This is a genomic window from Actinomycetospora sp. CA-053990, assembly GCF_050948445.1.
Taxonomy (GTDB): domain Bacteria; phylum Actinomycetota; class Actinomycetes; order Mycobacteriales; family Pseudonocardiaceae; genus Actinomycetospora; species Actinomycetospora callitridis.
This window is the reverse complement of sequence record NZ_CP192043.1, coordinates 5639710-5650298: the sequence shown is the minus strand read 5'-3', so window position 1 is coordinate 5650298 and position 10589 is coordinate 5639710. Positions and strand designations below refer to the sequence as shown.

Below are 10589 nucleotides of genomic sequence, written 5' to 3'. Positions count from 1 at the left end.
CCGACGGCACGAGGGACGGGGAGGGGCGAGAGGATGAGCACCCGATCGACCGCCGAGCCGGAGCGGCGCTCCCGCGAGCAGCGGACCTCCGACAGCCGCACGCGCATCCTCGACGCGGCCGTCTCCTGCCTCGTCGAGTCGGGTTACGCGGGCACCACGACGCTCACCATCCAGAACCGGGCCGGGGTCTCCCGGGGGCGGCTGCTGCACCACTTCCCGTCCAAGGAGAACCTGCTCGTCGCCGCCGCGCAGCACCTCGCGACCAGCCGGTTCGCCGCCGACGGCCTGGCCCGCGCGGACCTGCCGGACGCCGACGTCGACCCGGGTCCCCGCCTCGACCGGGCCGTCGAGGTCATGTGGTGGACCTACCAGCAGGCCTATTTCTGGGCGTCGGTCGAGCTGTGGACCGCCGCGCGCACCGACCCGGCGCTGGCCGAGGCCCTGCTCCCCGCCGAGCGGCGCCTGGGCGCCGCGATCCGCCAGACCGTCGACGTGTTCTTCGAGGACTACGCCGACCCGGCGCGCGCGGCGCTCGTGCGCGAGACGCTGCTGACCGCCATGCGCGGCGTGGCCCTGACCTACGGGTTCGACCCGCGCGACCCGCAGACCGACCCGCACCTCGAGCAGTGGAAGCAGCTCGCGCGCATGCTCCTGCTGCCCGAGGGCGGGTGATCCGTCAGAGCAACGACTTCAGGGTCTCCAGCGACGACTTCACGGTCTCGTGGTCCGGGTCGAGCGGCTGGATGTTGAGCTGCGTGACCCCGGCGGCGGCGAACCCGCGCACCTGCTCGGCCACCTCGTCCTCGCTGCCGATCAGCGACACCGCGTGCACGAGCTCCTCGGGCACCTTCTCGGCCGCCTCGTCCTTGCGGCCGGAGAGGTAGAGGTCCTGGATCTCGGCCGCCTCGTCGGCGAAGCCGTAGCGCGCGGCGAGGTCGTTGTAGAAGTTCTTGCCCTTCGCGCCCATCCCGCCGACGTAGAGCGCGAGCTGGGGACGCACGTGCTCGCGCAGCTTCCCCGCGCCCGGCCCGACGGCGAACGGGACGTTGACCGAGGTCTGCAGCTCGCCCAGCGACGGGTCGCGACGGGCCTTGCCGGCCTCCAACGACGAGCCCCACTCCTCCTGCGCCCGGCCCGGGTGGAACCAGATGGGCTCCCAGACCTCCGCGAGCTCGGCGGCGAGCTCGACGTTCTTCGGCCCGATCGCCGCGAGCATCACCGGGATCTGCGCGCGCACCGGGTGGTTGATGAGCTTCAGCGGCTTGCCCAGCCCCGTGCCCTGCTCCGGGGGCAACGGCACCGTGTAGTGCTTGCCCGAGTACTCGACCTTCTCGCGGCGCCACACCTGCCGGCAGATCTCGATGATCTCGCGCGTCCGTCCGACCGGCGCGTCGTACTTCACGCCGTGGAAGCCCTCGATGACCTGCGGCCCCGAGGCGCCCATGCCGAGCACGAACCGACCGTCGGAGACGTAGTCGAGGCCGGCCGCGGTCATCGCCGTCAGCGACGGGGTCCGCGTGTAGATCTGGACGATGCCGGACTCGATGTGCACCCGCGACGTGCGCGCCGCGATGTAGCCGAGCTGGCTCACCGCGTCGAAGCTGTAGAGCTCCGCGACGCTCACCGCGTCGAGCCCGACGTCCTCGAGCTCGACGACCTTCTCGACGGTCTCGCGGAACCCGCCCTGGGCGTACGCGATCCCCATGCCGACCTTCATGGCACTCATCCGAGCACCACCCGCCCGATGATCTCTTTCATGATCTCCGAGGTGCCGCCGTAGATCGTCTGGACGCGGGTGTCGAGGTACGCCTTCGCGACCGGGTACTCCTTCATGTAGCCGTAGCCACCGTGCAGCTGGAGACATCCGTCGATGACCTCCTTGGCCGCCTCGCTGGCCCAGTACTTCGCCATCGACGCGTCCGCCGGCCCGAGCTTGCCCTCGTTCAGCTCGGTGATGCAGCGGTCGACGAAGGTGCGCGTGACGGCGAGCTTGGTGGCCATCTCGGCCACGGAGAACCGGACCGTCTGGAGCTTCGCGAGCGGCTTGCCGAACGCGGTGCGCTCCTTGACGTACTTGATGGTCTCCTCGAGCACCTTCTCCGCACCGGCGATGGAGCCGACGGCGATCGAGAGCCGCTCGCGGGGCAGGTTCTGCATCAGGTAGATGAAGCCCTTGCCCTCCTCGCCGAGGAGGTTCCCGGCGGGGACGCGGACGTCGGTGAACGACAGCTCCGCGGTGTCCTGGGCGGACATGCCGATCTTCTCGAGGTTGCGGCCACGCTCGAAGCCCGGGGTGTCGCGCTCGACGACGATGAGGCTGAAGCCGTGGGCGCCGGCGTCCGGGTCGGTCTTGCAGACGACGATCACCAGGTCGCTCATGATGCCGTTGGTGATGAACGTCTTCTGGCCGTTGATGACCCACTCGTCGCCCTCGCGGACGGCGCGGGTCTGGATGCCCTGCAGGTCCGAGCCGGTGCCGGGCTCGGTCATCGCGATGGCGGTGATCATCTCGCCGGAGCAGAAGCGCGGCAGCCAGCGTTGCTTCTGCTCGTCGTTCGTCAGCTCGTTCAGGTACGGCGCGATGACGTCGTTGTGCAGCGTGAAGCCGAGCCCGCTCGTGCCCGCGCGGGCGACCTCCTCGGTGACGATCCACTGGAAGCGCAGGTCGGGCGTCCCGCCGCCGCCGTAGGACTCGGGGATGTCCATGGCGAGCAGGCCGGTCTTCCCGGCGGCCAGCCAGATGTCCCGGCTGACGTGGCCCTGCTTCTCCCACTCCGGGTGGTGCGGGACGGCCTCCTTCTCCAGAAAGTCCCGGACCATCTGCCGGAAGTCGGTGTGCTCGTCGGAGAAGATCGTTCGCTCCACCGGGTGGCCCCTCCTCTGGGGACGTGCGGGCGCCCCTGTGGGTCCAGCGGGCCCGCGTCCGTGCTGGTGGACCTCAGCGTGGCTGCACCGCCCGGTAACAGTCAAGCCTGACTCTTCCGCGCTTCCGTATGACCGGTTACGGTCGCGCCCACCCTGTGGTCGGCGTCACCGCCGTCCCCTCTGTCCTGTTCCCCCGCCCCGGTTCCGCGTGGAGGTCCCCTGTGTCGTTTCGCCTGACCGATGTCGTGCGCCAGCACACGAGTGCCACCGACCTGGTGGCGCTGACGTTCGACGGTCAGAACACGACCTACGCCGAGCTGGACCGTCGCGCCGGCCTGGCGGCGCGCGCGATGGCGGCCGACGGGCTCGGCGCCGGGGCGCGCGTGGTGTGGCTGGGCAAGAACCGCCCCGAGTTCTTCGACCTGCTCTTCGGCGCGCCCCGCGTGCGGGCGGGCACCGCGCCGTTGAACAACCGGCTCACCCACGACGAGCTGATCGCGATCATCGAGGACTCGGCGGCGCCGCTCGTGGTGCTGGGTCCCGACTTCGCCGACCTGCGCGAGCGGGTGGGGTCGATCGACGCCGTGCGCCGCGTCCTCGTCGTCGACGACGACTACGAGGCCTGGCTGACCGCGTCCGACGAGGTGCTCGACCCGCCCGACGACGCGCGGGACGACGACTGCGTCCTGCAGCTCTACACCTCGGGCACCACCGGCCTGCCCAAGGGCGTCGTGCTGACCCACACCCAGTTCGCGGCGCTGCTCTCGGTCGGCGACCACTGGGGCTTCGACACCGAGTCGGTCGGCCTGGTCGCGATGCCGCTGTTCCACATCGGCGGCTCGGGCTTCGCGCTGGTCTGCATGTCGTTCGGGGCGCGCGTCGTCCTCGTCGCCGACATCGTCCCCGACCAGCTGCTCGCGACGATGGCCGACGAGGGCGTCACCAACGCCTTCCTCGTGCCCGCGGTGCTGCAGTTCCTCGTCGGGGTGCCCGGCGCCGCCGACCGCGACTGGTCGAAGCTGCGCGCCATCGCCTACGGGGCCTCGCCCATCACGAGCGCGGTGCTCAATCGCGTCCTGACCACCTTCCAGGCGCCGCTGTTCCAGGTCTACGGCTCGACCGAGACCACCGGCGCGATCACGCAGCTCGACCCCGAGGACCACGACCCGGACGGCCCGCGCGCCCACCTCATGCGCTCGGCGGGCAAGGCGTACCCCTGGGTCGAGCTCAAGACCGTCGACCCGGCCACCGGCGAGGACCTGCCCACGGGCGAGGTCGGCGAGGTCTGGATCCGCTCATCGCAGGTGACGCCGGGTTACTGGGCGCGCCCGGAGGAGACCGCGAAGGCGCTGTCGGACGGCTGGTTCCACACCGGCGACGCCGGCTACCTCGACGACGAGGGCTTCCTGTTCCTCACCGACCGGATCAAGGACATGATCGTCACCGGGGCGGAGAACGTGTATCCCATCGAGGTCGAGAACGTCCTTTCCGGCCACCTCGACATCGCCGACGTCGCCGTCATCGGCGTCCCGGACGAGCGGTGGGGCGAGACGGTCAAGGCTGTCGTCGTCCCCCGGGAGGGCGCGACGATCGACAGCGACGCGCTGCTGGAGTGGTGCAAGGAGCGCATGGCCGGCTTCAAGCGGCCGCGTTCGGTCGACGTCATCGACGCCCTGCCGCGCAACGCGTCCGGGAAGATCCTCAAGAAGGACCTGCGCAAGCCCTACTGAGAGAACGCCGAGGGACGGCACATCGGCTGAGCAGCCGGTGTCCGTTGCGCGTCCCACTCCGGCTGTGCAGCGAAACACGTGTCGCTGATCGCGTCCGCTGAACCGATTTATCGGTGCGGAGCCGGTTTCCGTCGGGAGCCACCAGGACACTCCGTGTGCAACGGGTCACGGCGATTTCTTCGGGGGATTCGCCGCGTGACCGTTCCGGAAGGCCGGTCTCGCTCCTGTCCGCTGGGGAGCCGATCAGGAGCGAGACCGGCCCTCTACTTCTCTTCCCCCTCCTTCTCCACCGCTCTGCGCCTCTCGCGGTGCGCGGCCACGTGGGCGCGGTTCCCGCAGAGGTCCGGCATGCAGTAGCGCCGTCGGCCGGCACGGCTGGTGTCGACGAAGACCCCCGAGCAGGTGGGGGACGCGCAATCGCGGAAGCGGTCGGCGTCGAGCACCCGCACCACGCCCAGCAGGCCGACCCCGGTGAGGAGCGCGAGCCGCTCGGTGAGCGTGGCGTCCGGCCGGGGGGCGACCGTCCATCGCCAGCGCCCGCCGTCGTCACGGGTGAGCGACGGCGGCCCGCCGGCCCGGGCGACCAGCGCCCCGGCCCGCGCCGCCACGCCGGCCTCGCCGTCCGGGTGCTCGCCCGCCTCGATCGCCTCGCGCACGGGTGCCCGCAACGCCCGCACCGCCTCGAGGTCGCCGACCGTCGGCGCGTGCTCCGGGGCGACGCCGTGCTCGGCGAGGAACCGGGCGAGCGCGGGGACGCCGTCGAGCTGGTCCTCGCCGTGCCAGACCCCGGGGGCGGTGTTGACCAGCTCCGTCGCCAGGGTCGCGCCGCTCACGTAGTCGTCGAGGTCGACCCGCACCCTGCACCGCCTCCGCGTCCCGTAATCGGTGTAGCGAGGTTATACCCCTGAAGGTCGAGCGACCGTCGGTCGACCGTCCGGCGTACCGGGATGCCTCGTGTGCTCGGGAGCGCGTCGTCCCGCCGGGACCCGGGTACAGCAGCGTCGTGACGGTTGAGAACACAGGCGTCGCGCTCGCCCGGCAGGCCACCGAGGCGCTCCGGCACCTCGACGACCACGGGCGGACGCTGCGACCGGACGGTACGGATCACTTCACCTGGTCCGCGGATGTGCTCGACGAGCTCGCCCGCCTGGCAGAGGTGCTCGGCCGCGCGGTGGAACGGGTCTCGGGTGAGGACGCCCCCGAGGCCGAGTCCCACGCCCATGCGCTGGCGACCGCGATCGTGGCGCACCGGAACTCCCTGCTCCGACACGGGAGATCCGATCGCCCTTTCCTCCCTGGCGATGACCCCACACTTCCCCTGGACATCGCCCTCGGACACCGCGGGGACGGCCGGCTCGACCTCGTCGGCTGAGGGACCGTTCACTGAAGGTGGCATAACGCACCCCTGAGAACGGCACGCCGGCCGTAACATGGAGCGGTCGGCCGCGCCCCCCTCGGCCGACCATGGTTCCGGGAGCGCATCCCCCCGCGCTCCCGGAACCCCCTACTTCATCGGTCCGCGACGTGCTCCAGCACGAGATCCGCGAGCCGGTCCGGGGCCTCGTCCGGAATCCAGTGGCTGACGCCGGAGAACACCTCGAGGCGGTAGGGCCCGCGCATCCACGCGGCGTTGCCCTCGACGGCCGCCCTCGAGACCGCGGTGTCGCCGTCGCTCCACACCATCAGCGCCGGGGCCTCGACGGGGATCGGCAGGCCGGGGTGCTCCCAGAGCGGCGTCGCGCGGTACCAATTGACGCCCCCGGCCACGGCCGCGCGGAGCCCGCCCCGGAACGCGAGCGCGGCCTCGTCCCGCCGGGCCCGCTCGGCGGTCTGCCCGGTCCGCTGCATCGCCCGGACGAAGGCTCCCGGGCGGCTCAGGAACCGCTCCGGCAGCCCGGGGAGCTGGAAGAGGTAGGTGTACCAGGACAGCGCGACCTGCCGGCTCGAGCGCATCGCCCGCAGGAACGCGGCGGGGTGGGGCACGGACACCCCGGTCACGGTGCGCACCCGCTCGGGGTGCAGCGCGGCGAGCGCCCAGGCCACGATCGCTCCCCAGTCGTGCCCGACGACGTGCACCGGCCCGCCGCCGGCCGCATCCACGAGGGCGACGGCGTCGGCGGCCAGCTCCTCGACGCGGTAGGCGCGGCGGCCCGTGGGCCGGGCACCCGGCGAGTACCCGCGCTGGTCGGGGGCGAGCACGCGGTAGCCGGCGTCGGCGAGACGGCGGGCCACGGGCTCCCAGCTCGCCGCGGTCTGCGGGAAGCCGTGGAGCAGCAGCACCGGGGTGCCGTCGGGCGGGCCGTGCTCGGTGACGTCGAAGCGCAGGCCGTCACGCGTGTAGGAGTCCACGGCCCTGGATGGTGCCGCGCCGTCGGCGTCGATCTCGTCCGAGACACGCCCGCGCCACTGTGTCGAAGGAGCCCACCCCAGCGGAGCGATGGCGTTACGGTCGGTGCACACCGCACCGCACCCACCTCGAGTGCGGAGCGACCGGCACGACGGGAGCATCGGGAACGCATGTCCAGCGGGTTGAAGCGGTTCCTGGGGATCGTCGCCGTGGCCGTCGTGCTCTTCTTCGTGATCACGAACCCGACCGGCGCCGCCGACGTCGTCCAGTCGATCCTGGCCATCATCGGCAACGCGCTGTCGTCGATCGCGACGTTCTTCCGATCGCTCTTCTAGGGCTCTCCTAGAGCACGGCGAACTCGCCCGCCGCGTACCGCTCGCGCAGGCGGTGCTTCACGAGCTTGCCCGTCGGCGTGCGCGGCAGGTCGTCGGTGAACACCAGGCGCCGAGGCGTCTTGTAGCGCGCGATGCGGCCGCGCACGTGCTCGAGGAGCTCCTCGGCGAGCGCCTCGGAGGGCTCGGTGCCCGGCGCCGGCTGGACGACGGCGAACACCGACTCGCCCATCTCGTCGTCCGGCACACCGATCACCGCGACGTCGTAGACCGCCTCGTGCAGCGTCAGGACGTCCTCGATCTCCTGCGGGTAGATGTTCACGCCGCCTGAGATGATCATGAAGCTCTTGCGGTCGGTGAGGAAGAGGAAGCCGGCGTCGTCGACGTAGCCCAGATCGCCGGTGGTCGTCCACGTCTCGTGCTCGGGGTGCTGCGCGCCCCGGGTCTTGTCCGGGTCGTTGTGGTAGGCGAAGGGGACGCGGTCGCGCTCGAAGTAGACGGTGCCGACCTCGTTCGGGGCGAGCTCGCGCCCCTCGTCGTCGCAGACGTGGATGGTGCCCAGGCCCGCCACCCCGACCGAGCCGGGCCGCTCGAGCCACTGCTGCGGGTTGATGAACGTGATCCCGTTGGCCTCGGACGAGCTGTAGTACTCGTAGAGCACCGGGCCCCACCAGTCGAGCATGGCCTGCTTGACCTCGACGGGACACGGCGCGGCGGCGTGGATCGCCACGCGCAGGCTGGAGACGTCGTAGCGCTGCTTCGTCTCGTCGGGCAGCTTGAGCATCCGCACGAACATCGTCGGCACCCACTGACTGTGGGTGACGCGGTAGCGCTCGATGGCGGCGAGGGCCTGCTCCGGGTCGAAGCGGTGCATCATCACGACGGTGCCGCCGGTGGACTGGATCGTGGCCCCGAAGCGCAGCGGCGCCGCGTGGTACACCGGCGCCGGCGAGAGGTAGACGGTGTCCTCGTCGAAGCCGTACATCGGCTTGAACACCGCGATGTAGAGGTCGCCGGGCTCGTCGATCTGGCGCTCGACGAGGTTCGGCTTGATCCCCTTCGGGCGCCCGGTGGTGCCCGAGCTGTAGAGCATGTCGCCGCCGCGGGGCTGGTCGGCGAGCGGCTCGGGACTCTGCGGGCCGACGACCTCGTCGTAGTCGCGGTGCCCGGCGACCGTGCCGCCGAAGGCGAGGCGCAGCGTCACGCCCGGGGTCGCGTCGACGATCGCCGTCGCGAGCTCGTCCTTCGCCGCCGACACCACGAGGGCGCGGGCCCCGCAGTCGTCGACGATGTAGGCCGCCTCGTCGGGAGAGAGGTGGTGGTTGACGGCGGTGACGAGCAGGCCGGCGCGCTGCGCGGCCCAGTAGACCTCGAACACCCGCGGGTGGTTGTCGCTGAGCAGGGCGACGACGTCACCGCGCCGCAGCCCGTGGTCGAGCAGCGTGCGCGCCAGGCGCACCGAGCCGTCCTCGAGCTCGCGGTAGGTCAGCCCCTCGCCGGTCTCGGCCATGATCACCGCAGGGCGATCGGGGTGGGTGGCGGCGAAGGTGCCGGGATACATCGACGTCTCCTCAGCGATCACGAGACCGGGGGTCGGCGGGCCGTAGAGTAGATTACGGTGTGCTCGGAGGGGAACCGAGCGTCGCGTCGAGGCGGGGGGACCGGGAGCCATGCCGACCGCCACCCCGCAGGCCTACTTCGAGGAGGCCCTGCGCCTGCTCGCCCGCGAGGGCCGCAACGGGCTGCGCATCGGGCGCCTGTGCGCCGCGCTCGGGGTCACCAGCGGGTCCTTCTACCACCACTTCGGCAGCTGGGAGGGCTTCGTCGCCGCGCTGCTCGAGCACTGGGAGCGCGAGGAGACCGCCCGCCTCGTCGAGCTGGTGAACGCCTCCGACGACGCCCTCGAGCGCGTCACGCGGATGAAGTACCTGGCGCTGACGGTGCCCCACGAGGCCGAGACCGCGATCCGGGCCTGGGCGACGGTCGACCCCACCGTCGACGCCGCGCAGCGGGCGGTCGACCGTGGCCGGGTGCGCGCGCTCGGCGACGTGCTCGCGTCGGTGATCGCCGACGACGCGCTCCGCGAGCGGCTCGCCTCCCTCGGGGTGGCGGTGCTGGCGGGCCACCAGCAGATCGCGGGCGTCACCCCGGTCGAGCTGTCCTCGCTGCTCGACGAGTTCGAGCTGCTCGTGCGGGCGCACGCCGACGGCGTCTGGGATCCCGTCGCGACCCCCGTCGCGCCGTGGCGGGCTGCGGCGCACGAGGACCGGTGATCGACGCGGATTTCCTGGCTTCCAGTGCCAGCGTGGACGCAGGGCTGGCACCGCAGGTGCCTCAGTCGGCGTAGCGCGGCGCGCGGCCCTGGCTGAAGGCGGTGACGGCCTCGGTGAGGTCGTCGGAGATCAACGCCGAGGCGTTCCACGTCGCGATCTGGTCGAGGCCGTCGGCCACGGAGTGGTCGCGGGCGTAGGTGATCGCGTGCTTGGTGCCGCGCATCGCGAGCGGGGACTTCGCGGCGAGACCCCGGGCGATCTCCTGGACGTGGGCGACGAGGGCCTCCGGGTCGTCGGCCTCGACGCACGCGTTGACCAGACCCATCGTCTCGGCCTCGGCGCCGCGGACGTCGCGGCAGGTGTAGGCCATCTCGCGCGCCCGGCCCTCGCCGACGATGCGGGGCAGGCGCTGCAGGACGCCGACGTCGGCGGCGAGGCCCATGTCGACCTCCTTGAGCGAGAACTTCGTGCGCGGCGTGGCGTAGCGCAGGTCGCAGACGACGGCGAGGTCGAGGCCGGCGCCGACGCAGGCGCCCTGGATCGCGGCGAGGACGGGGACCCGGCAGCGCTCGACGGTCGTCAGGACGTCCTGGAGGTCGAGGATCAGCCGGCGCAGCGCCTCGCGCGCCCGGCCGGGGTCGGCGCCGTCGGGGGCCATGCCCTGGATCTCGCCGAGCATCGAGAGGTCGATGCCCGCGCAGAAGTGCTTCCCGGCGCCGGCGAGGACGACGACCCGCACGCCCGGGTCGGCGTCGAGCGCCGTGAAGGTGTCGCGCAGCTCGTGCCACAGCGTGCGGTCGAGCGCGTTCGCGGTCTCGGGGCGTTCGAGGCGCACCGTCGCGACGCCGCCGTCGTGCGTGACCGACAGCGCGGTGGGGGTGGCCGGCGCGTCCAGGTCGAGCGTGCTCACGGGCGTGTTCCTCTCGCCGGGGTCCAGGTGGGGGCTTTCCTGACGTTGAACGCCAGCATGGCCCCCAGGCTGACACGAGGTCGGCGCGCTCCCCGTGCTGACGTGGAGTGATCAGTCGGTGACGCAGGTCTC

General features: G+C 72.0%; 11 protein-coding genes. 5 read left to right on the top strand and 6 right to left on the bottom strand.

Going from position 1 to position 10589, the window contains the following annotated elements:
• The first annotated feature begins 33 nt into the window (after nt 1-33).
• A complete protein-coding gene (locus tag ACQPYN_RS28755) occupies nt 34-672 on the top strand; it encodes a TetR/AcrR family transcriptional regulator (protein ID WP_433030199.1) in 639 nt (212 codons plus the stop codon).
• Between the two features lie 4 nt (nt 673-676).
• Here the strand turns inward: ACQPYN_RS28755 and ACQPYN_RS28750 are convergent, their stop codons facing one another.
• Both ACQPYN_RS28750 and ACQPYN_RS28745 read right to left on the bottom strand, forming a co-directional pair.
• Complete coding sequence (locus ACQPYN_RS28750; RefSeq protein WP_433039093.1) at nt 677-1717, bottom strand: LLM class F420-dependent oxidoreductase; 1041 nt, start codon at nt 1715-1717, stop codon at nt 677-679.
• 5 nt (nt 1718-1722) lie between these two features.
• Complete coding sequence (locus tag ACQPYN_RS28745) at nt 1723-2865, bottom strand: acyl-CoA dehydrogenase family protein (RefSeq protein WP_433030197.1); 1143 nt, start codon at nt 2863-2865, stop codon at nt 1723-1725.
• 245 nt (nt 2866-3110) lie between these two features.
• On the opposite strand from ACQPYN_RS28745, the gene ACQPYN_RS28740 reads away from it, so the two are divergent.
• On the top strand, nt 3111-4595 hold the full coding sequence (locus ACQPYN_RS28740) for an AMP-binding protein (protein ID WP_433030195.1): 1485 nt from the start codon (nt 3111-3113) through the stop codon (nt 4593-4595).
• Nucleotides 4596-4858: 263 nt separating this feature from the next.
• Here ACQPYN_RS28740 and ACQPYN_RS28735 read toward each other — a convergent pair whose 3' ends face one another.
• Nucleotides 4859-5452 (bottom strand): CGNR zinc finger domain-containing protein, encoded by a 594-nt coding sequence (locus tag ACQPYN_RS28735; protein WP_433030193.1) that lies wholly within the window; start codon nt 5450-5452, stop codon nt 4859-4861.
• 146 nt (nt 5453-5598) lie between these two features.
• Here ACQPYN_RS28735 and ACQPYN_RS28730 point away from each other — a divergent pair, with 146 nt between their 5' ends.
• A complete protein-coding gene (locus tag ACQPYN_RS28730; RefSeq protein ID WP_433030191.1) occupies nt 5599-5967 on the top strand; it encodes a hypothetical protein in 369 nt (122 codons plus the stop codon).
• A 137-nt stretch (nt 5968-6104) separates the two neighbouring features.
• Here the strand turns inward: ACQPYN_RS28730 and ACQPYN_RS28725 are convergent, their stop codons facing one another.
• Entirely contained in the window at nt 6105-6944 is an 840-nt protein-coding gene (locus ACQPYN_RS28725) for an alpha/beta fold hydrolase (protein WP_433030189.1), read from the bottom strand.
• Nucleotides 6945-7112: 168 nt separating this feature from the next.
• Here ACQPYN_RS28725 and ACQPYN_RS28720 point away from each other — a divergent pair, with 168 nt between their 5' ends.
• A complete protein-coding gene (locus ACQPYN_RS28720; protein ID WP_433030187.1) occupies nt 7113-7277 on the top strand; it encodes a hypothetical protein in 165 nt (54 codons plus the stop codon).
• Between the two features lie 7 nt (nt 7278-7284).
• Here the strand turns inward: ACQPYN_RS28720 and ACQPYN_RS28715 are convergent, their stop codons facing one another.
• A complete protein-coding gene (locus tag ACQPYN_RS28715; protein ID WP_433030185.1) occupies nt 7285-8835 on the bottom strand; it encodes an acyl-CoA synthetase in 1551 nt (516 codons plus the stop codon).
• A gap of 109 nt (nt 8836-8944) precedes the next feature.
• On the opposite strand from ACQPYN_RS28715, the gene ACQPYN_RS28710 reads away from it, so the two are divergent.
• Entirely contained in the window at nt 8945-9547 is a 603-nt protein-coding gene (locus ACQPYN_RS28710; protein ID WP_433030183.1) for a TetR/AcrR family transcriptional regulator, read from the top strand.
• Between the two features lie 61 nt (nt 9548-9608).
• Here ACQPYN_RS28710 and ACQPYN_RS28705 read toward each other — a convergent pair whose 3' ends face one another.
• Nucleotides 9609-10457, bottom strand: coding sequence for a crotonase/enoyl-CoA hydratase family protein (locus tag ACQPYN_RS28705; RefSeq protein WP_433030181.1), 849 nt, complete (start codon nt 10455-10457; stop codon nt 9609-9611).
• Between the last annotated feature and the right edge of the window lie 132 nt (nt 10458-10589).